Origin of the sequence: Pseudomonas sp. TAA207 (assembly GCF_001529285.1) — a bacterium.
GTDB lineage: Bacteria > Pseudomonadota > Gammaproteobacteria > Pseudomonadales > Pseudomonadaceae > Aquipseudomonas > Aquipseudomonas weihenstephanensis.
In genome coordinates this window covers 129,331-151,197 of record NZ_LLWJ01000069.1, presented here as the reverse complement: position 1 = coordinate 151,197, position 21,867 = coordinate 129,331, and the positions used below count along the sequence as shown (strand labels likewise).

General features: G+C 58.1%; 21 protein-coding genes. 13 read left to right on the top strand and 8 right to left on the bottom strand.

Going from position 1 to position 21,867, the window contains the following annotated elements; genetic code table 11:
* Positions 1-84 precede the first annotated feature (84 nt).
* The 9 genes from amaB (at position 85) to AP059_RS16255 (ending at position 10,896) form a co-directional block, all read left to right on the top strand.
* Positions 85-1,575: an L-piperidine-6-carboxylate dehydrogenase gene (gene amaB, locus AP059_RS16300; protein ID WP_059763462.1), complete on the top strand. Its 1,491-nt coding sequence runs from the start codon at positions 85-87 to the stop codon at positions 1,573-1,575.
* Positions 1,576-1,620: 45 nt separating this feature from the next.
* Positions 1,621-2,904 carry an L-pipecolate oxidase gene (gene amaA, locus AP059_RS16295; protein WP_059763460.1) on the top strand — a complete coding sequence of 428 codons (1,284 nt, stop codon included), beginning with the start codon at positions 1,621-1,623 and terminating at the stop codon, positions 2,902-2,904.
* A gap of 341 nt (positions 2,905-3,245) precedes the next feature.
* Positions 3,246-4,382: a branched-chain amino acid ABC transporter substrate-binding protein gene (locus tag AP059_RS16290; RefSeq protein WP_059763459.1), complete on the top strand. Its 1,137-nt coding sequence runs from the start codon at positions 3,246-3,248 to the stop codon at positions 4,380-4,382.
* Positions 4,383-4,548: 166 nt separating this feature from the next.
* On the top strand, positions 4,549-5,463 hold the full coding sequence (locus AP059_RS16285; protein ID WP_059763458.1) for an ABC transporter permease subunit: 915 nt from the start codon (positions 4,549-4,551) through the stop codon (positions 5,461-5,463).
* Positions 5,464-5,465: 2 nt separating this feature from the next.
* Entirely contained in the window at positions 5,466-6,749 is a 1,284-nt protein-coding gene (livM, locus tag AP059_RS16280; RefSeq protein WP_048364420.1) for a high-affinity branched-chain amino acid ABC transporter permease LivM, read from the top strand.
* Between the two features lie 11 nt (positions 6,750-6,760).
* Positions 6,761-7,636, top strand: a complete 876-nt coding sequence (locus AP059_RS16275; protein WP_048364419.1) for an ABC transporter ATP-binding protein — start codon at positions 6,761-6,763, stop codon at positions 7,634-7,636.
* Positions 7,633-8,349 (top strand): ABC transporter ATP-binding protein, encoded by a 717-nt coding sequence (locus tag AP059_RS16270; RefSeq protein WP_059763457.1) that lies wholly within the window; start codon positions 7,633-7,635, stop codon positions 8,347-8,349. The genes AP059_RS16275 and AP059_RS16270 overlap by 4 nt, the downstream gene beginning before the upstream one ends.
* 804 nt (positions 8,350-9,153) lie before the next feature.
* Complete coding sequence (locus tag AP059_RS16260) at positions 9,154-9,921, top strand: SDR family oxidoreductase (protein WP_059763455.1); 768 nt, start codon at positions 9,154-9,156, stop codon at positions 9,919-9,921.
* Between the two features lie 69 nt (positions 9,922-9,990).
* Positions 9,991-10,896: a cation diffusion facilitator family transporter gene (locus tag AP059_RS16255; protein ID WP_059763454.1), complete on the top strand. Its 906-nt coding sequence runs from the start codon at positions 9,991-9,993 to the stop codon at positions 10,894-10,896.
* A 164-nt stretch (positions 10,897-11,060) separates the two neighbouring features.
* On the opposite strand, the gene ureG is transcribed toward AP059_RS16255, so the two are convergent.
* The 5 genes from ureG to AP059_RS16230 all read right to left on the bottom strand — a co-directional run bounded on the left by ureG (position 11,061) and on the right by AP059_RS16230 (position 14,045).
* Positions 11,061-11,672 (bottom strand): urease accessory protein UreG, encoded by a 612-nt coding sequence (gene ureG, locus AP059_RS16250; RefSeq protein ID WP_059763453.1) that lies wholly within the window; start codon positions 11,670-11,672, stop codon positions 11,061-11,063.
* A 9-nt stretch (positions 11,673-11,681) separates the two neighbouring features.
* Entirely contained in the window at positions 11,682-12,356 is a 675-nt protein-coding gene (locus AP059_RS16245; protein WP_059763452.1) for an urease accessory protein UreF, read from the bottom strand.
* Complete coding sequence (gene ureE / locus AP059_RS16240) at positions 12,353-12,853, bottom strand: urease accessory protein UreE (protein WP_059763451.1); 501 nt, start codon at positions 12,851-12,853, stop codon at positions 12,353-12,355. The genes AP059_RS16245 and ureE overlap by 4 nt, the downstream gene beginning before the upstream one ends.
* 174 nt (positions 12,854-13,027) lie before the next feature.
* Positions 13,028-13,660: a TetR family transcriptional regulator gene (locus AP059_RS16235; RefSeq protein WP_059763450.1), complete on the bottom strand. Its 633-nt coding sequence runs from the start codon at positions 13,658-13,660 to the stop codon at positions 13,028-13,030.
* Between the two features lie 106 nt (positions 13,661-13,766).
* Positions 13,767-14,045 (bottom strand): hypothetical protein, encoded by a 279-nt coding sequence (locus AP059_RS16230; RefSeq protein WP_059763449.1) that lies wholly within the window; start codon positions 14,043-14,045, stop codon positions 13,767-13,769.
* A gap of 276 nt (positions 14,046-14,321) precedes the next feature.
* On the opposite strand from AP059_RS16230, the gene AP059_RS16225 reads away from it, so the two are divergent.
* The gene (locus tag AP059_RS16225) at positions 14,322-16,397 is read left to right on the top strand and encodes an AsmA family protein (RefSeq protein WP_059763448.1); all 2,076 of its coding nucleotides are present in this window, start codon (positions 14,322-14,324) and stop codon (positions 16,395-16,397) included.
* Between the two features lie 171 nt (positions 16,398-16,568).
* Here AP059_RS16225 and AP059_RS16220 read toward each other — a convergent pair whose 3' ends face one another.
* Both AP059_RS16220 and AP059_RS16215 read right to left on the bottom strand, forming a co-directional pair.
* Complete coding sequence (locus tag AP059_RS16220) at positions 16,569-17,099, bottom strand: ferritin-like domain-containing protein (protein ID WP_059763447.1); 531 nt, start codon at positions 17,097-17,099, stop codon at positions 16,569-16,571.
* An 86-nt stretch (positions 17,100-17,185) separates the two neighbouring features.
* Positions 17,186-18,064, bottom strand: coding sequence for a DMT family transporter (locus AP059_RS16215; protein ID WP_059763446.1), 879 nt, complete (start codon positions 18,062-18,064; stop codon positions 17,186-17,188).
* A gap of 97 nt (positions 18,065-18,161) precedes the next feature.
* Between AP059_RS16215 and AP059_RS16210 the strand changes: the two genes are divergently transcribed.
* The 3 genes from AP059_RS16210 to AP059_RS16200 all read left to right on the top strand — a co-directional run bounded on the left by AP059_RS16210 (position 18,162) and on the right by AP059_RS16200 (position 20,536).
* A complete protein-coding gene (locus tag AP059_RS16210; protein ID WP_059763445.1) occupies positions 18,162-18,947 on the top strand; it encodes an AraC family transcriptional regulator in 786 nt (261 codons plus the stop codon).
* A gap of 83 nt (positions 18,948-19,030) precedes the next feature.
* Positions 19,031-19,321: a PsiF family protein gene (locus tag AP059_RS16205; protein ID WP_048364406.1), complete on the top strand. Its 291-nt coding sequence runs from the start codon at positions 19,031-19,033 to the stop codon at positions 19,319-19,321.
* A 204-nt stretch (positions 19,322-19,525) separates the two neighbouring features.
* Positions 19,526-20,536, top strand: a complete 1,011-nt coding sequence (locus AP059_RS16200; RefSeq protein ID WP_059763444.1) for an AI-2E family transporter — start codon at positions 19,526-19,528, stop codon at positions 20,534-20,536.
* A gap of 44 nt (positions 20,537-20,580) precedes the next feature.
* Here AP059_RS16200 and AP059_RS16195 read toward each other — a convergent pair whose 3' ends face one another.
* Positions 20,581-21,846, bottom strand: coding sequence for an Hsp70 family protein (locus AP059_RS16195; RefSeq protein ID WP_048364404.1), 1,266 nt, complete (start codon positions 21,844-21,846; stop codon positions 20,581-20,583).
* Positions 21,847-21,867 lie beyond the last annotated feature (21 nt).

Below are 21,867 nucleotides of genomic sequence, written 5' to 3'. Positions count from 1 at the left end.
TTGTTGGCGCGCAAAGTGCCAGCTACAACTAAAGACCTGTGCCGCTGACTGCGGCAAATGTCTTCACGTTGAGGGAGTGTTCACATGGTTGGCGCATTGCTGGATCGTTTAGGGGTAAGCCCTGCGTTGTATCAACAGGGCAAGCAGCCCGTACACACGCCCATTGATGGCAGCCAGATTGCCGCCGTGCACTGGGAAGGTGGGGCCGAAGTCGAGCAGCACGTGACCCGTGCCGAACATGCTTTTGATGCGTGGCGCAAGGTGCCGGCCCCTCGTCGTGGAGAGTTGGTGCGCCAATTTGGCGATTTACTGCGTCAATACAAAGCAGACCTGGGCGAGTTGGTGTCGTGGGAGGCGGGCAAAATCACTCAGGAAGGTTTGGGTGAAGTGCAGGAAATGATCGACATCTGCGACTTCGCGGTCGGGCTGTCCCGCCAGTTGTATGGTCTGACCATCGCCTCCGAGCGCCCCGGCCATCACATGCGTGAAACCTGGCATCCGCTGGGTGTGGTCGGGGTCATCAGCGCGTTCAACTTTCCGATCGCGGTGTGGGCATGGAACACCACGCTGGCGCTGGTGTGCGGTAACGCAGTGATCTGGAAACCCTCCGAAAAAACCCCACTCACTGCGCTGGCCTGCCAGGCGTTGTTTGATCGCGTGCTCAGCACCTTCAGCGATGCGCCCAACTACCTCAGCCAAGTGATTATCGGTGGCCGCGACGCTGGCGAAGCCTTGGTCGATGACCCGCGTGTGGCCCTGATCAGCGCCACCGGCAGCACGCGCATGGGCCGTGAAGTGGCACCTAAAATTGCCGCGCGCTTTGCCCGCAGCATTCTTGAATTGGGCGGTAACAACGCCATGATCCTGGGGCCGAGTGCGGATCTGGACATGGCGGTACGCGCCATTCTGTTCAGCGCGGTGGGCACGGCAGGTCAACGCTGCACCAGTCTGCGCCGTTTGATAGCCCATGAATCGGTGAAAGACGAGATCGTTACCCGGCTCAAAGCCGCCTATTCCAACGTCCGTATCGGCCACCCGCTGGAGGGCAATTTGGTCGGGCCGCTGATTGACAAACACAGCTTTGAAAACATGCAGGATGCGCTGGAGCAGGCCCTGAGCGAAGGCGGGCGGGTGTTTGGTGGTGAGCGTCAATTGGTCAGCCATTATCCCCAGGCGTACTACGTCAGCCCGGCTATTGTTGAAATGCCCGAGCAGAGCGAGGTGATGTGCAACGAAACCTTTGCGCCCATTTTGTACGTAGTCGGTTACAGCGAATTCGCTGAGGCGCTGCGGCTCAATAACGCCGTGCCGCAGGGTTTGTCGTCGTGCATCTTTACCACCGACGTGCGAGAGGCTGAGCAGTTTATGTCGGCGACGGGCAGTGATTGCGGGATTGCCAACGTCAATATCGGGCCCAGCGGTGCGGAAATTGGCGGCGCCTTTGGTGGCGAAAAAGAAACGGGCGGCGGGCGTGAGTCGGGTTCGGATGCGTGGCGTGGCTACATGCGGCGCCAGACCAATACCGTCAACTACTCACTGGAGTTGCCGTTGGCACAGGGCATTACCTTTGACTGATGTGATGTTTGCCCTTGGGTTAGGTTTCATTTCTGGAGCTTGGCAATGCCACTACAAGAACAATGTCTGTGGGAAACCCTCACGCCACAACGCCCCCAATCGCCCGCGTTCAAGGGCGAATTAAACGTTGATGTGTGTGTGATTGGAGCCGGCATTACCGGTTTATCCAGTGCGATCCATTTACTCGAACAAGGCAAAAGCGTCTGCGTGCTCGAAGCCCATCGCACCGGTCACGGCGGCTCGGGGCGAAATGTGGGGCTGGTGAACGCGGGGATGTGGATTGCCCCCGATGACATCGAAGCCGGATTTGGCAACACCGTGGGCAGCCAGCTCAACCGTATGCTTGGCGCTGCGCCTGCCTTGGTGTTCAGCCTGATTGATACCTACAACATTGATTGCCAACTGCGCCGCGAAGGCACGTTGCACATGGCGCATAACGCCAAAGGTGAAGCGGACCTGCGCAGCCGTGAGCAGCAATGGAAACGTCGCGGTGCGCCCGTGGAACTTCTGACCGGCGCCGCCTGCGAAGCGGCCACCGGCACTGCAAAAATTGCGGCAGCCTTGCTGGATCGACGTGCCGGTACGCTCAACCCGATGGCTTACACATCCGGCTTGGCTAAGGCCGCCAGTGATTTGGGCGCGCGCCTGTTCGATCACTCGCCCGTTACCGGGCTAGAGCGCCAGGGGCAGCGCTGGTCAGTGCACACGGCCCTTGGTGCGGTCAGTGCTGAGCAGGTGGTGCTGGCCTCCAATGCCTATACCGAAGGCGAATGGACTGACTTGCGGCGGCATTTTTTCCCCGGTTATTACTACCAGGTGGCGTCCAAACCCCTGACGGACGAGGCCGCGCAACGCATCTTGCCCGGCGGTCAAGGCTCCTGGGACACGCGACAGGTACTGAGCAGCATCCGCAGGGATGCCGAGGGCCGCTTGCTGCTCGGCAGCCTGGGCAATGGCAACCAAAAACCGGCGTGGTTCCTCAAAGCCTGGGCCGATCGGGTGCAACAGCACTACTTCCCGTACTTGAAAGGCGTGGAGTGGGAATGCACCTGGACCGGCTGCATTGCGTTTACCCCAGACCACTTGATGCGTTTATTTGAGCCTGCGCCCGGTTTAGTCGCGGTCACCGGTTACAACGGCCGGGGCGTGACCACTGGCAGCGTGGTGGGCAAGGCGTTTGCCGATTATCTGTGCCATGGCGACGCCAAGGCCCTGCCGATCCCTTTTTCTGCCATGCAACCGCTCTCGGGCACGGGTTTGCGCAGTTGTTTATATGAAGCCGGCTTTTCGCTGTACCACGCGGGGCAGTGTTTAAGAATCGTCATATAGCCCGGCGTTTATCTGCGTAGCGACTAGCCTCACATGGTGCGGGCTGTAGCAATCACGCACCGGGAGTGTGCAGTTAGGTGACGCAGGTGGTTACAGGTTGCCTGCGCACCCCAGGGCGATCCGGTTGCGCTACACGGGTGCGCAGGTAGCACCCGGCAACCATCAACAGTTTCACCTTCCTCGGTTTAGACGGTTGCACACCCAATAAAAATGGGCCCGAAACAGTCGATAAAACAATAAGACAACGGCTTTTATAAGAATAAAAAACCAATGGCACGCGCCTTGCTCAGCGCTTTACGTGAAGTCGAAGTGCCTACTAAAAACCTCAGGAGCATCACCTCATGTCGCAGACGTTCTATAAGAAAGGTTTTCTGGCCCTCGCAGTGGCGACTGCGCTGGGTGTTTCTACGTTTGTTCAGGCTGATTTAAAAATTGGTGTAGCGGGTCCGATGACCGGCGCCAATGCGGCATTTGGTGAGCAGTACATGAAGGGCGCGCAGGCGGCAGCCGATACGATCAACGCCGCAGGGGGCATCAACGGCGAAAAAATCATGTTGGTCAAAGGCGACGATGCTTGTGAACCTAAACAGGCGGTAGCGGTGGCCAACCGTTTGGTCGATCAGGACAAGGTTGCGGCAGTTGTGGGGCACTTCTGTTCTTCGTCCACGATTCCGGCTTCTGAGGTGTATGCCGATGCGGGTGTGATCGCAATCACGCCGGGTTCCACCAACCCGGCAGTCACCGAGCGCGGCCTGAGCGCCATGTTCCGTATGTGCGGGCGCGACGATCAGCAAGGCATCGTGGCGGCGGACTACATTGTCGACGTGCTCAAAGGCAAAAAAGTGGTGGTGCTGCATGACAAGGACACCTACGGTCAAGGCCTGGCCGATGCCACCAAAGCCCAACTGATCAAACGTGGCGTCGAGCCGGTGCTGTACGAAGGCCTGACCCGTGGCGAAAAAGATTTCAGTGCCGTGGTGACCAAGATCCGTTCAACCGGCGCCGATGTTGTGTATTTCGGCGGGCTGCACCCGGAAGCCGGCCCTCTGGTGCGCCAATTGCGTGAGCAGGGTCTTAAAGACGTGAAGTTCATGTCCGATGATGGCGTGGTCACTGATGAGCTGGTCACCACCGCAGGTGGCCCGCAATACGTTGAAGGTGTGTACATGACCTTTGGTGCTGACCCACGCCTGCTGCCTGACAGCAAAGCGGTGGTGGACCAGTTCCGCAAAGCTGGCACCGAGCCTGAAGGCTACACCTTGTATGCCTACGCCTCGATTCAAGCCTTGGCTCAAGCGTTCAACGGCGCTAAATCCAATAAAGGCGAAGACGCTGCCAAATGGCTCAAAGCCAACCCGGTGAAAACCGTGATGGGCGAAAAAGCCTGGGACAGCAAAGGCGACCTCAAAGTCTCTGACTACGTGGTGTATCAGTGGGACAAAGACGGCAAGTATCACCAGCTGGAAAAACAGAAGTGAGATGACCCCCACCCCTGAACGGCGCTTGGGCGACCGTTCAGGCGGGTGACATCTGCCTCACCTGTCTTCTTTTCCAGGAGCCACGCAAACCCTGCCAAACAAGCTGTCCGCGGACGGCGTGGGAGGCGTGTGTCTGCGTGATGGCTCCAGTGCGTGAGATTGCGTTATGGACGGTATATTCCTACAGCAACTGCTGAACGGCCTGACCCTCGGGTCTGTCTACGGCCTGATCGCCATCGGCTACACAATGGTCTACGGCATCATCGGCATGATCAACTTCGCCCATGGCGAGGTGTACATGATTTCTGCTTACCTGGCGGCAATCAGTCTGGCTCTGTTGGCCTATTTCGGTATTGAGTCCTTTCCGCTCCTGATGCTCGGCACGTTGATTTTCACCGTGGTAGTCACTGGCGTCTATGGCTGGGTGATCGAGCGCGTGGCTTACAAGCCCCTGCGAAACTCCACGCGACTGGCACCGCTGATCAGTGCCATCGGTATTTCCCTGATCCTGCAAAACTACGTACAAATCGCTCAGGGTTCGCGCCAACAAGGCGTGCCTACGTTGCTCAGCGGTGCGTGGCGAGTCGATATCGGCTCAGGTTTCGTGCAACTCACGTACACCAAAGTCTTCATTCTGGTCGCGGCCTTCATCGGCATGGGCCTGCTCACTTACATCATCAAGTACACCAAACTGGGCCGCATGTGCCGCGCCACCCAACAAGACCGCAAAATGGCCTCCATTCTGGGCATCAACACGGATCGGGTGATTTCCTACGTGTTCGTGATCGGCGCCGCAATGGCCGCCCTGGCCGGTGTGCTGATCACCATGAACTACGGCACTTTTGACTTTTATGCAGGCTTCATCATTGGCATCAAGGCGTTCACGGCGGCGGTGCTCGGCGGGATTGGATCGCTGCCCGGCGCCATGCTCGGGGGCATCATTCTGGGGATTTCCGAGTCGCTGTTCGCAGGGCTGGTTAACTCGGACGACAAAGATGTGTTCAGTTTCTCGCTGCTGGTGCTGATCCTGATCTTCCGTCCTCAAGGCCTGTTGGGTCGTCCTCTCGTGGCGAAGGTGTGAGTATGTCTGCGGCCATTAATAAACCGATTGATATCAAAAAAAGCCTTGTCGACTCGATCCTTGCCGGGTTGATCTCCTTGATTGTGTTCGGGCCCATCGTGGGCGTGGTGCTCGACGGTTACAGTTTCAACTTGCAACCGGCGCGGGTGGGCTGGCTGGTGGCGATTGTGATGGCAGGGCGCTTTGCCCTGAGCCTGTTTTTGCAAACGCCCAAGGGCCTCAAAGTGCTTCAAGGCTTTGAGTCCACGGGGTCTGGCGTGCACGTGTTGCCCCCGGATTACAAAACGCGACTGCGCTGGATCGTGCCGCTGCTGATCGTGATCGCCATCGTGTTTCCTTTCTTTGCCAACAAATACCTGCTGACCGTGGTGATTCTGGGCCTGATCTACGTGCTCCTCGGCCTGGGCCTGAATATCGTGGTGGGGCTGGCGGGCCTGCTCGACCTCGGCTATGTGGCGTTCTATGCCATCGGGGCTTATGGGCTGGCGCTCGGCTATCAATACCTGGGGCTGGGGTTCTGGACAGTGCTGCCACTGGCAGCGATTGCGGCGGCGATGGCGGGGTGCATTCTGGGGTTTCCGGTGCTGCGCATGCACGGCGATTACCTGGCCATCGTGACGCTGGGGTTTGGTGAAATCATCCGGCTGGTGCTCAACAACTGGCTGTCGTTTACCGGTGGGCCAAACGGCATGCCCGTCCCGTCGCCGACGTTTTTCGGTCTGGAGTTCGGGCGCCGGGCCAAAGATGGCGGGGTGCCTTTCCACGAGTTCTTCGGTCTGGACTACAACCCCAATATCAAATTCCTGTTCATCTATATCGTGCTGTTTCTGGTGGTGCTGCTGGTGCTGTACATCAAGCATCGCTTGACCCGCATGCCAATCGGTCGCGCGTGGGAAGCCCTGCGTGAGGACGAAATCGCCTGCCGTGCGATGGGCCTTAACCATGTGCTGGTCAAACTCTCGGCCTTCACGTTGGGTGCCTCCACCGCTGGGCTGGCCGGTGTGTTTTTCGCCAGTTACCAGGGTTTTGTGAACCCCTCCTCGTTCACCTTTTTTGAGTCGGCGCTGATTTTGGCGATTGTGGTGCTCGGCGGCATGGGCTCGACCGTGGGCGTGGTGATTGCCGCGTTCGTGTTGACCGTGGCGCCGGAACTGCTGCGCAGCTTTGCTGAATACCGCGTGCTGCTGTTTGGCGTGCTGATGGTGTTGATGATGATTTGGCGGCCACGCGGCCTGATCCGTATCAGCCGGGTGGGGGTTACACCACGCAAGGGAGTCGCGCCATGAACGAGCCTTCTATGGACAAAGACATCGTGCTCTCGGTGGACAAACTGATGATGCATTTCGGCGGCATCAAGGCCCTGAGCGATGTCAGCCTCAAGGTCAGACGCAATTCGATCTTCGCCCTGATCGGGCCTAACGGGGCAGGCAAAACCACGGTTTTCAACTGCCTGACCGGTTTTTACAAGGCCAGTGGCGGCAAAATCGAACTCAGTGCCCGTGGCACCCGCACCAACGTAATCCAGCTGTTGGGCGAACCGTTTCGCGTGACCGACTTCATTTCGCCCAAAGCCTTCGCCAGCCGTTTGTATTACAAGATGTTCGGCGGCACTCATTTGGTGAATCGCGCAGGTCTGGCGCGTACGTTTCAGAACATTCGTCTGTTCAAGGAAATGTCCGTGCTGGAAAACCTCTTAGTGGCTCAGCACATGTGGGTCAACCGCAACATGCTGGCGGGCATCCTGAACACCCAGGGCTATCGCAAGGCCGAAAGCGATGCCCTCGACCATGCGTTTTACTGGCTCGAAGTAGTGGACCTGGTGGACTGCGCCAACCGTTTGGCCGGGGAGCTGTCTTACGGGCAGCAGCGGCGCCTGGAGATTGCCCGGGCCATGTGTACGCGCCCGCAAATCATCTGCCTCGACGAACCGGCCGCCGGGCTCAACCCACAAGAAACCGAAGCGCTGAGCGGCATGATTCGCCTGTTACGCGACGAGCACGACCTGACGGTGGTGCTGATTGAGCACGACATGGGCATGGTCATGAGCATTTCCGATCACATTGTGGTGCTCGACCACGGCAACGTGATCGCCGAGGGTGGCCCGCAGGCCATTCGCAATGACCCGAAAGTGATCGCGGCTTACCTCGGTGCTGACGAAGAGGAACTGATATGAGCCACCCGATCCTCGAACTCAATGCGCTGGATGTCCATTACGGGCCGATTCAGGCGCTGAAAAAGGTTTCGATGCACATTGATGAGGGCGAAACCGTGAGCCTTATCGGCTCCAATGGCGCGGGAAAGTCCACCTTGCTGATGTCGATTTTTGGTCAGCCTCGTGCCAGCGGTGGCCAGATTATTTACCAGGGTGTCGACATTACCCAAAAGTCATCGCATTACATTGCCTCCAATGGCATTGCCCAATCGCCGGAGGGGCGGCGGGTGTTCCCGGACATGAGCGTTGAGGAAAACCTGCTGATGGGCACCATTCCCATTGGCGACAAGCATGCGGGCGAAGACATGCAACGCATGTTCGAACTGTTCCCGCGCCTCAAGGAGCGGCGAAACCAGCGGGCCATGACCATGTCGGGTGGCGAGCAGCAGATGCTCGCCATCGCCCGGGCGCTGATGAGCCGACCCAAGCTGCTGCTACTGGACGAGCCGAGCTTGGGGTTGGCACCGATTGTGGTGAAACAGATTTTTGCCACCTTGCGTGAACTGGCGAAAACCGGCATGACCATTTTTTTGGTCGAGCAGAACGCCAACCATGCGCTGCGCCTGTCTGACCGGGCCTACGTGATGGTCAATGGCGAAATCCGCCTGACCGGCACCGGTAAAGAATTGCTCAGCAATGAAGAGGTGCGCAACGCGTATCTGGGCGGGCATTAAGCGTTAACGGGCGTCTCGAATATCCCATCGCCTTGTAGGCGCGAGCGTACTCGCGATGGGTTTGTCGAGGTTTGCCTGTCAGAGCCGTACCGAGTGCTTTCGCGAACAGGCGTGCATCAACAACAAAATTGAGACGCCCTCAAATTGTGGAAAACAAAATTGCGGGGCTGCGAAAGCGCGACATAAAGACGCTGTAAACCCCTGTTTTGTCATCATTTTGACTTGTCCCCGTTTGCTGTGGAGGTGGCTGTGGGTAACGTGGGAGTAGTTGGCTGTAGCCCTTTGTTTATAAGGCGTGTAGAGGTGTGATTGTTTTTTGATCAGCTTCTTTTGGTTGCCCGCGCGGTCGATTTGTCAACAGCTTTGTTGATAAAGATAAGGCGCTGAAAATGCTCCGTCAGCCTGTGGATAAGTCTGTGGTTAAACTCTGGAAAGAATGCCCTGAGTGCCGTAAAGACTGGCCTCTGGCTATCCCCTTGGTTGCCTGGCGTCGCACCTTTTTGGGGCGGCTGCATGCGGCTTGTGTTCCGGTCAAGTAAAAAACGCTTAAAAGTTGGCTGAAAGCCTTGTATGCCGTGGCTTTGCGTTTTTCGACTTGCCCCCAAAGACTGTGGACGGGCCTGTGGATAAGGTGAGTGCATATGGCGCTATCCCTTATGCAGCACGGCTTTGACGCCGCTGGTTGTTTTTTGTACAGCTGAACGCGGTGAACGCTATTCGGGTTGCCGCTCAACCGCAGTCGGGGCATTCTGCTCGGCGTCCCATTTCAACGGCGGACACTGCCCGCCAGCCAAGGAGAACACGATGACTTCCACCCTGTTTATTACCGGCGCGACTTCTGGATTTGGTGAGGCGTGTGCCCGCAAGTTTGCACAAGCAGGCTGGAAACTGGTGCTGACCGGCCGCCGTAAAGAACGCTTGGAGGCGCTGTGCGAAGAGTTGTCCAAACACACTGAAGTACATGGCCTGGTGGTGGACGTACGTGATCGTGCGGCGATGGAGCAGGCGATTGCCAACTTGCCGCCTGCATTCAGCAAGCTGCGTGGGCTTATCAACAACGCAGGTCTGGCCGTAGGGACCGACCCGGCCCCGCAATGCAAACTCGACGATTGGGAAACCATGGTCGATACCAATATCAAGGGCCTGCTCTACACCACTAATCTGCTGTTGCCGCGTCTTATTGCCTACGGCCGTGGAGCCGGGATCGTCAACTTGGGTTCCATTGCCGGTAACTACCCTTACCCCGGCAGCCATGTGTATGGCGGCACCAAAGCGTTTGTGAAGCAATTTTCCCTGAACCTGCGTTGCGACTTGCAAGGCACCGGTGTGCGCGTCAGCAACATTGAGCCGGGGTTGTGCGAGAGCGAATTCTCGATGGTGCGTTTCGGTGGCGACCAGGCGCGTTACGACGCCACCTATCAAGGGGCTGAGCCGATTCAGCCGCAGGACATCGCCGAAACCATTTTCTGGGTGCTCAACACCCCGGCGCACATCAACATTAATCGCCTTGAGCTGATGCCCGTTACGCAGTCCTGGAGCGGTTTTGCCATCCACAGGCACGCCAAGGAGTAAACTCGCGCCTGGCAGCCCGTCCGCGACCCCTGAGAGGGGTCGCACTCAATAGGGCTGAAAGGAGTTTTTGTGAGTAACCGTGGTGAGCAGAAACTGCTCAAACAATCGACTGTTCTGATGTTCGCGGTGGCCATTGCCGGCATCGTGACGGGTTTTATGTCAGGTTCCCAATCCATCCTGTTTGATGGATTCTTCTCGTTGATCGCGACCTTTATCAAAGTGTTGATGCTGATTACAGCGCAACTTATTGCCAAAGAAAGTAACCAGCGCTTCCAGTTCGGCTTCTGGCACCTTGAGCCAATGGTGTTGTTGATTGAAGGCAGCTTCCTGTTATTGATTGCGATCTACGCCTTTTTGAACGGTGTTTTCGGCATCATCAATGGCGGACGCGATATCGAATTGGGGTTGGTCATCGTCTATGCGGCGGTGTTTACCGTGATCGAATTCGGCTATTACTTCTGGGTGCGGCGCAAAAACCGCAAATTGAAATCGACACTGATCCAGTTCGACAACATCAGTTGGCTGGTAGACGCGATGTTGTCGGTGGGGCTGTTGATAAGTTTTGTCACGGCATTGGCCTTAAAACATCAAGGTTATGCACAGTGGGCGGCTTACGTAGACCCGGCGATTTTGATTGTGCTGGCCCTGAGCATGCTGGCGCCTGCATTCAAGATCCTCAAACCGGCGTTGCGCGATGTGCTGGGCATTGCCCCGGACGCATTGGACGACAAAGTGCGTGATGCACTGGAAATCGCTTCAGCGCGCCATGGTTTTGAAGGCTATAAAACCTATGTGCAGAAACATGGACGGGCGCGGTTTATCGAGATCCACATTGTGTTGCCAGCGGGTTACCCGCTGACCAGCGTGAAAACCCTCGATGCCCTGCGCGAAGAAATCTCCCAATTGCTGGGCAAGGCGGACAGTGCACGCTGGCTGACCATCAGCTTCACCGGCGATCGCAAATGGATTGCATAAAGCGCGTGGGTTCACTTTGTAGCCGTTGAGGAGTAGCGCGAAGCTACGTCCGGGCGCGAAGCGCTCGCTAAACCTGGCAACGCGCAGCATCCGGCATACCGCTGTCAGCCGGTTTACGCTTGCTTCGCAATCGGACGTCGCCTGCGCCAACGGCGACGTTCGGGCTATTGCGTGAGCAGCCCTTGGCGTTCGATGAATGCAACGATCGTGTCCAGGCCATGCCCGGTTTTCTGGTTGCTGAACACAAACGGCTTGTCGCCGCGCATGCGGCGCGTGTCGCTGTCCATCAGTTCCAGGGAGGCGCCCACCAGCGGTGCCAGGTCGATCTTGTTGATCACCAGCAAGTCTGATTTGCAAATCCCCGGCCCGCCTTTGCGCGGTAACTTGTCGCCCGCTGATACGTCGATCACGTAGATCGTCAGGTCAGACAATTCAGGGCTGAAAGTCGCCGATAAGTTATCCCCACCCGATTCCACCAAAATCACGTCCAGCCCCGGGAAGCGGCGGTTCAATTGGTCCACTGCTTCAAGGTTGATCGACGCATCTTCGCGGATCGCGGTGTGCGGGCAGCCGCCGGTTTCTACGCCGATAATGCGCTCAGGGGCCAACGCCTCGTTGCGCACCAAAAAGTCAGCGTCTTCGCGGGTGTAAATGTCGTTGGTGACCACGGCCAGGTTATAGCGTTCGCGCAACGCCAGGCACAGCGCGAGGGTGAGTGCGGTTTTACCGGAGCCTACCGGGCCACCGATGCCGACACGCAGGGGTTGTGCGTTCATTCAAATCTCCTAGGAACGAAACAGGCGGCTGTACTGGCGCTCGTGGGCCATGCTCGCTAATGACAGGCCAAAAGCGGCACTGCCCATGTGGGATAAATCGAGGTTGCTGGCGTGCAGTTGCGCCAGCTGCAAGCTGGGGGACAACTCGCTGGTCATGCGTTGTGCGGCCTGTTGGCCCAACGGCAGGGTTTTCATCAGCACCGCCAACTGATTTTCCAGCCAGCTCCAGAGCCAGGCGGCCAGTGCATCTTGCGGGCTAATGCCCCACGCGCGGGCAGCCAAGGCCCAGCCCAGTGCCAGATGCGGCTCGCGCTGTTGTACAAGGAAGTGGCGCGCTGGCTCGTCCAGTTCAGGTAAGCCGGTGAGCAGTTGCTGCAAGGAATACCCCATCTGCCGGCTTTCCTGATGCAGTTCGCGGGTCTCGCGACTGGCGCGGTGTTGGTCGCAAAACTGTTGCAGGGTGCCCCAGTCTTCTTGCGCGGCGGCCAGGCAATGGGCAAGCAATAACGGCGCTTCGAAGCGTGCCAGATTGAGCAGTAGCTGATCGTTGATCCAGCGTGCAGCGCTGACCGGGTCGTGCACACGGCCTTGCTCAACCGCCATTTCCAACCCTTGTGAATAGCTGTAGCCGCCGATTGGCAGCTGTGGGCTGGCCAGACGCAATAGCGCCCAGGCCGGACTCACAAACGCACGCCAAACTGGTGGATTTTGGGCGCGTAGTTGAAGTCTTCTTCGCCCGCCCGTGAATGATGATGCCCGCCGCCGTAGGCGCCGTGTTCGGGTTGAAACGGCGCTTCAATGGCGTCGGTGTGGGCGCCCAACTGTTCAAGCATCGCCTTGAGCACGTAGTCATCGAGCAGGCGCAGCCAGCCGTCACCCACTTGCAACGCCACATGGCGGTTGCCCAGGTGATAGGCGGCGCGGGTCAGCTCAAAGGTATTGCTGCAGGTCACGTGCAGTAACTGCTCAGGGCGAGCACAGACGCGCAGGATGCGTCCGTCCTGAGCCTGGAGGCATTCGCCGTCATGCAGTGGCGGCTGACCGCGCTCAAGGAACAAACCGACATCTTCGCCCTCACTGCTGAAACAGCGCAGGCGACTTTTGCTTCGGGCTTCGAAGTTGAGGTGCAACTCGGCGCTCCACACGGGGTGGGCGTCGACTCTTCGGTGAATGACCAGCATCGGAAGGCTTCCTGCGATTGACGATATACGTGCTCAGAGCAAGGGGCTTGCCAACCTTGCAGTGGGCTGCACTTTTCGTGGAATCGTAAGCTCAAAAAGAGGGCAGGAAGATGAAACTTGATCCAAAGGGGGGCGCAATGAAGGCGGTTGCGCGCCATTAAGGTGCGTCAGGGTTTATTCCGTGCTGCCCAAACCCTGCCAGCGCTTGAGGCCGATAAAGATGAACCGCAGCTGCTGGCTGATTTTGGCTTGGGGTTGCAGGTATTCGGGCAAGGGTTCGGCGGGCGGGTCGATGACGTCAGGCAGGGCGGCAAACACACTTTTAACCACCAGGTCGGCGATGACCGTCAGCGCTGCCGCGTTGAGGTGTTGTAACTTGGGTTTGGAACCCAGGTCGGCTGCCAAGTCCGAGGTGATGTCTTCGCGCAGGGCCGCAATTGCCTGCCGTACGGGCTGCGAGCCGCCATATTGCTCACGCGCCAAAAATAGAAACTGCGAGCGGTTGGCCTGCACCACATCGAGAAAAATGCGCACCGAGGCATTGATTACACCGCCCATGAACAACTCGTTATGGCGCACCAAACGGATGGTTTCACGAAAGGTCTGACCGACTTCACTGACCAATGCCAAGCCCAATTGGTCCATGTCGCTGAAATGGCGATAAAACCCGGTGGGCACGATGCCCGCGGTTTTTGCGACTTCTCGCAGGCTCAGGCTGCCAAAGCCGCGACCCGATTCCATCAAGTGGCGGGCGGCGTCCATCAGCGCAAGGCGGGTTTGTTGCTTCTGTTTAGCGCGGGGGAGCATCGGGGCTGGTCTTCCTGACTAGGGCAGCGGCGCACTCTAGCAAATCAGCTTTGATGACGTCGAACGGTGTAGCGATCAATGTGCGGGTCAGACATAACGAGACCGCTTAGCTGGCACGTTGATTCCTTTCAGCCAAACGCTCAGCGCCGCCTTCGGCCAGGCGATTTTGCTGTTGTTTCTGGGTGCGGTCATAGCCATCTTCGGCCACGCGGTTTTGTTGATCCAGCGTGCGTTGCGCACCGTCTTCGGCGACAGGGTCAAGCGGCTGGTTCAAGGTGCTGGGTGCGGGCTGAATTTGCGGTGCAGGCTGCTCAGCGGCGGGCAGAGCAAAGGCGTTAAAGGCAAGCAGTGAGAGGGACAAACCAAACAGGACTGGGCGTTTCATGATGCAGGTGCTCCGTAGCAGGGCAATAAGTGGGGTACGCAGGCAATGCTACGCTTGGATTTTCGATAACCAAGTTCATAAGGCCAATGGTGATAATCGACAAAATTGATTGTTCAACCAAAGCCCTCTAGCCCGCAGGTTTAGGAGCAGGTAAAACACGACTCGGGGCTTTTTTAGGACAAAGCGGTACGCCAGTTAAACCTTGGGCCGTGTTTGTCGGTCGTACTTTTATACGCGTCGCAATCTGGACGTTCAGACGTAATAAGGAGCCGTGTCATGACGCGCACCCGTAAAACGCTTGCCTGGGCAGGCGGGATTTTTGTCTTGTTGCTGGCCGTGCTGGCCGTGCTGGTGGTGTTGATCGCCACCTTCGACTGGAACCGTCTCAAGCCCACGATCAACACCCAGGTGTCCGAGATGCTCCATCGCCCTTTTGCCATCAATGGCGACCTGGCGGTGCAGTGGCAACGTGAACCCGATGAAGGTGGCTGGCGCGCATGGGTGCCGTGGCCGCACGTTATTGCGCAAGACCTGACCCTGGGTAATCCGCAGTGGGCCAAAACGCCGCAAATGGTCAGCCTTAAAAGGGTCCAGGCGCGCTTGTCGCCGCTGCCTCTGTTGACCCAAACCGTGGTCATCCCGCGTATCGAGTTGACCGAACCCAGTGCCGATCTGGTGCGTTTGGCTGACGGTCGCGCCAACTGGACGTTCACCTTCGACCCTAAAGACCCGAACGCAGAACCGTCCAACTGGACGGTGGATATCGGCGCCATCAAGTTCGACAAAGGCCACGTCACGCTTAATGACCAAACGTTGAAGACCCAACTGGATGTGTTGATTGATCCGTTGGGCAAGCCGATTCCGTTCAGTGAAATCGTTGGTGAGAAAGAAGCGAAAAAGACTCAGGAAAAAGGCGCTACCCCGCAGGACTATGCCTTCGCCTTGAAGGTTAAAGGTCAGTATCACGGTCAGAAACTCAATGGCACCGGCAAGATCGGTGGCCTGCTGGCGCTGCAAGATGCGAACAAGCCGTTCCCGCTGCAAGCCCAAGTCAGCATTGCCGATACCAACGTTGCCTTGGCAGGCACCCTGACCGACCCACTGAATCTGGGTGCCCTGGACCTGCGTTTGAAACTGGCGGGCAGCAGTTTGAGCAACCTGTATCCATTAACCGGCGTGACCTTGCCGGACTCGCCGCCGTACTCGACCGATGGCCATTTGATTGCCAAGTTGCATGAGCCGGGGGGTGCGGTGTTCATCTATGAAAACTTCAACGGCAAGATCGGCAGCAGCGATATTCACGGTGATTTGAAATACGCCGCCAGCCAGCCGCGTCCCAAGCTGTCGGGCAAGTTGGTGTCCAACCAGCTGTTGATGGCCGACCTGGGGCCGCTGATCGGGGCTGACAGCAATACTGAGCAAAAGGCCCGTGGCGGCGCGAGTAAACAACCTGCGGGCAAGGTGTTGCCTGTTGAAGAGTTCCGCACTGAGCGCTGGCGCGACATGGACGCCGATGTTGAGTTCACCGGCAAGCGCATTGTGCAAAGCGCCGAGTTGCCGTTCACCGACCTCTACACGCACCTGGTGCTTAACAACGGTGTGTTGAGCCTTGAACCGCTGCGCTTCGGTGTGGCGGGCGGCAAGCTGGACGCGCAAATCCGTCTCAATGGCCGTGATACGCCGCTCGAAGGCCGCGCCAAGTTGACCGCGCGCAACTTCAAACTCAAGCAACTGTTCCCAACGTTTGAACCGATGAAAACCAGTTTTGGTGAGCTTAACGGCGATGCTGAACTGTCGGGCCGTGGCAACTCGGTCGCCAAGTTGCTGGGCACCGCCAATGGCGGTTTGAAAATGATCGTCAACGATGGCGCAATCAGCCGTAGCCTGATGGAAATTGCCGGGTTGAATGTGGGCAACTATGTCGTGGGCAAGATCTTTGGTGACGAAGACGTGAAGATCAACTGCGCGGCGGCCGATTTTGCCATCAAAGACGGTTTGGCCACGTCGCAGCTGTTCGTGTTCGATACCGAGAACGCGATCATTTACATCGATGGCACGGCCAACTTCGCGACCGAACAGCTCGATTTGAAAATCACCCCGGAGTCCAAGGGGCTGCGTTTGTTCTCGCTGCGTTCGCCCTTGTACGTGCGTGGCACCTTTGGCAACCCGTCGGCGGGTGTGCAGGCAGTGCCATTACTGCTGCGGGGCGCGGGGATGGTTGCGCTGGGGGTGATTGCGGGACCAGCGGCCGGGCTGCTGGCGCTGGTGGCACCGAGCGGCGATGAGCCGAACCAATGCGCACCGCTGTTGCAACAAATGCAGCAGGGTAAAGTGCCGAAGACGGTGAAATAAGGGCTTTGCCTCACCCTGACCCTCTCCCGGTGGGGGAGGGGGCCAAGAGCAGAGCCAGTCCGCGTCGCACCGCCGATCAGCGCTCTGCTGAACGGTGAGGGCGCTGTTCAACCGGCATAAAAAAGCCCGCCCTCATGGCCTGAGGGCGGGCTTTTCAATATCTGCGAAGGCTTACAGGTCTTTGAGAATATCCGCCATGTCGTCGGCGTGTTCTTCCTCTTGGGCGAGAATCTCTTCAAAGATCCGGCGGGTAGTCGGGTCTTTGTCGCCGATGTACTGGATGATTTCGCGGTAGCTGTCGACCGCAATCCGCTCGGCCACCAGGTCTTCGTAGACCATCTCTTTCAAGTTTTTACCGGCCACGTATTGAGCGTGGGAGTTCTTGGACAGCAGGTCCGGGTTGAACTCCGGCTCGCCACCTAGCTGGACGATGCGCTCGGCCAGTTTGTCGGCGTGTTGCATTTCCTGATTGGCATGCTCCAGAAACTCATCCGCGGCCACGCTGGCTTTCAGGCCCGTGGCCATGAAGTAGTGGCGCTTGTAACGCAGCACGCACACCCATTCTGTGGCCAGCGACTCGTTGAGCAAACGCAGGATTTCTTCTCGATCTGCGCTGTAGCCTTCGGTTACGGCACCTTCTTCGACGTTCTTGCGAGCGCGATCGCGAAGGGTTTGCTTGTCGGACAATTGCATCTCGGTCATTTCAATCTCCTCACTAATCCGGTTGCCGCCTCGCTCTGCTGGCGAAGTCGGTTCATAAGGTGTGAGTTCAGCTGGCCGAGAAAGTTTTATCGGATGTTGCGCACCGGTGTAGTCCAGCGTTCCGACAGAATCACGCCGCCCAGGGTCAGCGCCCCCCCGATCAGATGGAAGCTGTGCAGTTGCTCTTTGAGCACCACGGCGGCAATCAGTGCGGTAATTAATGGCAGCAAGTTGAAGAACAGCGTGGTGCGGCTCGGGCCGAGCAACACGACGGCTTTCATCCAGGCCAGCGGCGCAATCATGGAGGCCAATACGCACGCGTACAGCACCAACCCAAAGTTGTGCACGGTTGGGCCAACCTTGGGCGAGATCAGGTACAGCGGCAGTAGCACCACAATTGCCACCAACACTTGCAGGTACAGCATCTGCAACGGCGGTAAACGCAGCTGCCACTTTTTCAACAAGGTGCTGTAGATCGCGTAGGCCAGCGTGGCGACCAGCATCATCGCGTCGCCCAGGTTCAAACCGTGATCTAGCAATGCGCCGAGGCTGCCACCGGACACCACCACCAGCACGCCGATAAATGACAGCACCGCGCCGACCAATGCACCCGCTGTCAGGCGCTGGCCGAGGCTGATGATGGACATGGCCAATACCATCAAGGGCATCAGCGACAAGATGATGCCCATGTTGGTGGCCGACGTGCGGGCGGCCGCGTAGTAGGCCAGGCTTTGATAGACCGCCATGCCGAGCACCCCCAGGACGAAAATCTTGCCCAGGTTGGGGCGGATCACCGGCCAATTGGCCACTATCGGTTTGAGCATAAACGGGGTGAACAACAGACCCGCGAGCAGCCAGCGGTAAAAGCCGATCTCTGAGGGGAAGATCGCGCCGACCGCTAGTTTGTTGATAACGGTGTTACCGGCCCAGATAAAAATGGCCAGCAGGGGATACGCGTATTGCATCAGGAACAACCACAGGGTTAATGAGCGGCGATTATCCGCTTGTCTGTTCGCAGGCCTATACTTCGATCCGGCCAACCTCTTATTGAATCCAGACAGCATGCGCAAGAATCTGATCAGCGTCCCCGAGTTCGACGCTTTACCGGCTCCGGTCTACTTTCGTTACGCCGAAATTGACGCTGACAGCCATGCGCAGGCGCATTGCCATGCGTGGGGTTCGCTGGACTATGTGGCCCACGGGGTGATGCGGTACGAGGTGGCAGGGCAGCGTTTTATGTCGCCGCCGCAGTACGCGTTGTGGATTCCACCCCACACGGAGCACAGCTCCTATAACGCGCAGGCGATTGTTTACCGTTCGGTGTATCTGGACGTGGCGCATTGTCAGCATTTGCCGAGCCAGCCGGTCACGCTGGCGATCAGCGATATTCTCAAAGCCATCCTCAGCGATTTCGCACGCCGTGACGTCAACATTCCCCAGGGTGAGGCTGACAAACGGCTGGCCCACGTATTGGTCGATCAACTGAGCCAGGCGTCGGTGCATCAATGTTATTTGCCCTACGCCAATCACCCGGGTTTGGGCGTGGTGCTGGCCGCGCTGCAACATCAGCCCGGCGACAACCGCCCGTTGGGGCAATGGGCCGCACAGGTGCATGTGAGTGAACGCACATTGGCGCGGCTGTTTGTGCGCGAGTTGGGCATGAGTTTTGGTGAGTGGCGCCAGCGCCTGCGGTTTTTGGCGGCCATCGAGGCGCTGGAATCGCCACGCAGCGTGCAGGACATTGGCTTTGACATGGGCTACAGCACCGCGTCGGCGTTTATTGCAATGTTCCAACGCCAGGCCGGTTGCACGCCTGAGCAGTACCGGCGTCAGGCGCGGCATGTTTGATCGCACAGAGGAAGCTGTAACAGAGTTTGTCTACACTGCGATGAAGTCCGTGGCCATCCGGCACGGCGTAAGGAGAAAACTCCATGAAAATGCTGCGTGTTCCTTTGCTGCTGCTGGGTGTGTTGCTGTGCTCCCAGGGGTTTGCGGCCACGGCCCAACAAAACAAAATGACCCGTTGTAACGCAGATGCCAGCGCCAAAACCCTCAAGGGCGATGAGCGTAAAGCATTCATGAGCGCCTGCCTCAAAGCCAAACCGGCCGGTGCTGCCACGCAGCAGGAAAAAATGAAAACCTGCAACGCCACCGCAGGCACCCAAGCGCTTAAAGGCGACGCCCGCAAAGCCTTCATGAGCACGTGCTTGAAGAGCAAATAATGCACTGAACCGGCGTAGTCGCTGCCGCAGACTGCGAAGAGTTGCGCAGTAGCGCGTTCATTCAGACGCGCCTCTAACCCTTCGCCGCTTGCCTATCGACCCGATATGAGGCGTGCACACGCCTGCGCCAGTCACAAGTTGTAGTGATCCCCGTCGAAGGCTGGCAGACTGCCCATCCTTTCGCGCTGCTTGTTTTGAGGCTGTATGCCATCGTTTTCTCAGCGTCACATTCTGCTGGCCAGCTACATCATTATTGCGGGCGGCTTGCTGCTGGTTTTTCCTTTGCGTCTGTTACCCAGTTTGCTGGCGGGTCTGTTGGTGTACGAGTTGGTCAACATGCTCACACCGCAACTGCAACGCCTGATCGCCGGGCGTCGTGCGCGATGGCTGGCCGTGATGTTGCTGGGCACGTTGGTGGTCAGCGTACTGGCGCTGATATTTGCCGGTGCCATCAGCTTTCTACTGCATGAAGCCGAAAATCCCGGCGCCTCGCTGAACAAGTTCATGGCCGTGGTCGACAAAGCGCGCGGGCAGCTGCCGCCGTTTGTAGACAGTTATTTGCCCGCCAGTGCTGCCGAGTTCCGTGTGGCCATTGGCGCGTGGATGAACAAGCACCTCAGTGACTTGCAACTGGTGGGCAAGGATGCGGCGCACATGTTCGTGACCTTGCTGATCGGCATGGTGCTGGGCGCGATCATCGCCTTGCAGCGCATTCCTGATGTGAGCCGGCGCAAGCCGTTGTCTGCGGCCCTGTTTGAGCGTTTGCACCTGTTGGTGCAGGCGTTTCGCAACATCGTTTTTGCGCAAATCAAGATTGCACTGCTCAACACCGCGTTTACCGGGATCTTCCTGGCAGTGGTGCTGCCGTTGTTCGGTGTGCACTTGCCACTGACCAAAACCCTGATCGTGCTGACCTTTCTGCTGGGTTTGTTACCCGTGATTGGCAATTTGATTTCCAACACGCTGATCACCATCGTGGGCTTGTCGCTGTCGATTTGGGTGGCCGTGGGGGCGTTGGCCTACCTGATTGTTATCCACAAGCTGGAATATTTTTTGAACGCCAAGATTGTGGGCGGGCAGATCAGCGCCAAGTCGTGGGAACTGTTGTTGGCGATGCTGGTGTTTGAAGCGGCGTTCGGCCTGCCGGGTGTGGTGGCTGGGCCGATTTACTACGCGTATTTGAAGAGTGAGTTGAAGCAGGTGGGGTTGGTTTAGCCGCCAGCCCTCTCCTGTTGGAAGAGGGCTGGGGTGAGGGGCTTTTAGCCGTAGCGCTTCTTGGCTTCAATTGCCAAACCGCTACCGATGCTGCCGAAGATGTTGCCTTCTACATGGCGTGCATTGGGCAGCATGGCCGAAACACTCTGGCGCAACGCCGGAATGCCGCTCGAACCCCCGGTGAAGAACACCGTATCCACTTGCTCGACAGCCACGCCTGCACTGCCCAACAATTGCGTCACGCTGTTGCGGATGCGCTCAAGCTGGTTGTCGATCGCCGCTTCAAACATGACGCGGCTCAAATCAACGGCCAGCCCGGGTTCTACCCGGTCCAGCGGCAAATGACGGCTTTCGTTGTGGGTCAGCTGGATTTTGGTTTCTTCGATTTCCATCGCCAGCCAGTGACCGGCGCGCTGTTCGATCAATTTGAACAGGCGGTCGATACCACCGGTGTCTTCGATGTCGTAGCGCATGCTGCCCAGCGCCAATTGTGATTTTTGCGCGTACACCGAGTTGATGGTGTGCCAGGTCGCCAGGTTCATGTGGTGGCTGGTGGGCATGTAGGCGCCGCTTTTCATCCGGCTGCCGTAGCCAAACAGCGGCATCACGCCTTGCAGGCTCAGCTGTTTATCGAAGTCAGTACCGCCTACGTGCACGCCGCCGGTGGCCAGAATGTCGTCCTGGCGGTTGTCCATGCCGCGACGCTCGGGCGACAGGCGCACCAGCGAGAAGTCGGACGTACCGCCGCCGATGTCGACAATCAGTACCAGTTCTTCGCGCTCGATGGTCGACTCGTAGTCGAAGGCAGCGGCGATGGGTTCGTACTGGAAGGAGACTTCTTTAAAACCGATGGCGCGTGCCACGTCGGTCAGGGTGTTCTCGGCTTCCTGGTCGGCCAGCGGGTCGTCATCGACGAAAAACACCGGGCGGCCCAGTACCACTTCTTCGAATTCACGACCTGCGGTGGCCTCGGCGCGCTTTTTCAGCTGCGCGATGAACAGCCCCAGCAAGTCCTTGAATGGCATGGCAGTGCCCAACACGCTGGTGTCGTGCTTGATCAGCTTGGAGCCCAGCAAGCTCTTGAGCGAGCGCATCAGGCGGCCTTCGTAACCTTCCAGGTATTCATGCAGCGCCAGACGGCCATACACCGGGCGGCGTTCTTCTATATTGAAGAACACCACTGAGGGCAGGGTGATCTTGTCGTCCTCCAGCGCAATGAGGGTGTCCACGCCTGGGCGCAGCCAGCCGACGGTGGAGTTGGACGTGCCGAAGTCGATGCCGCAGGCACGTGCTGGAGAGGCGCTTTTCATGTCTGTCGTGTTCCGGTTAAA

Coding starts and splice junctions, on each gene's coding strand:
- AP059_RS16285 (WP_059763458.1), top strand. CDS start 4,549: ATGGACGGTATATTCCTACAGCAACTGCTGAACGGCCTGACCCTCGGG.
- AP059_RS16225 (WP_059763448.1), top strand. CDS start 14,322: ATGACGCGCACCCGTAAAACGCTTGCCTGGGCAGGCGGGATTTTTGTC.
- AP059_RS16220 (WP_059763447.1), bottom strand. CDS start 17,099: ATGACCGAGATGCAATTGTCCGACAAGCAAACCCTTCGCGATCGCGCT.
- amaB (WP_059763462.1), top strand. CDS start 85: ATGGTTGGCGCATTGCTGGATCGTTTAGGGGTAAGCCCTGCGTTGTAT.
- AP059_RS16195 (WP_048364404.1), bottom strand. CDS start 21,846: ATGAAAAGCGCCTCTCCAGCACGTGCCTGCGGCATCGACTTCGGCACG.
- AP059_RS16205 (WP_048364406.1), top strand. CDS start 19,031: ATGAAAATGCTGCGTGTTCCTTTGCTGCTGCTGGGTGTGTTGCTGTGC.
- livM (WP_048364420.1), top strand. CDS start 5,466: ATGTCTGCGGCCATTAATAAACCGATTGATATCAAAAAAAGCCTTGTC.
- AP059_RS16210 (WP_059763445.1), top strand. CDS start 18,162: ATGCGCAAGAATCTGATCAGCGTCCCCGAGTTCGACGCTTTACCGGCT.
- AP059_RS16270 (WP_059763457.1), top strand. CDS start 7,633: ATGAGCCACCCGATCCTCGAACTCAATGCGCTGGATGTCCATTACGGG.
- AP059_RS16200 (WP_059763444.1), top strand. CDS start 19,526: ATGCCATCGTTTTCTCAGCGTCACATTCTGCTGGCCAGCTACATCATT.
- amaA (WP_059763460.1), top strand. CDS start 1,621: ATGCCACTACAAGAACAATGTCTGTGGGAAACCCTCACGCCACAACGC.
- AP059_RS16275 (WP_048364419.1), top strand. CDS start 6,761: ATGGACAAAGACATCGTGCTCTCGGTGGACAAACTGATGATGCATTTC.
- ureG (WP_059763453.1), bottom strand. CDS start 11,672: ATGAACGCACAACCCCTGCGTGTCGGCATCGGTGGCCCGGTAGGCTCC.
- AP059_RS16290 (WP_059763459.1), top strand. CDS start 3,246: ATGTCGCAGACGTTCTATAAGAAAGGTTTTCTGGCCCTCGCAGTGGCG.
- AP059_RS16215 (WP_059763446.1), bottom strand. CDS start 18,064: ATGCAATACGCGTATCCCCTGCTGGCCATTTTTATCTGGGCCGGTAAC.
- AP059_RS16230 (WP_059763449.1), bottom strand. CDS start 14,045: ATGAAACGCCCAGTCCTGTTTGGTTTGTCCCTCTCACTGCTTGCCTTT.
- ureE (WP_059763451.1), bottom strand. CDS start 12,853: ATGCTGGTCATTCACCGAAGAGTCGACGCCCACCCCGTGTGGAGCGCC.
- AP059_RS16260 (WP_059763455.1), top strand. CDS start 9,154: ATGACTTCCACCCTGTTTATTACCGGCGCGACTTCTGGATTTGGTGAG.
- AP059_RS16235 (WP_059763450.1), bottom strand. CDS start 13,660: ATGCTCCCCCGCGCTAAACAGAAGCAACAAACCCGCCTTGCGCTGATG.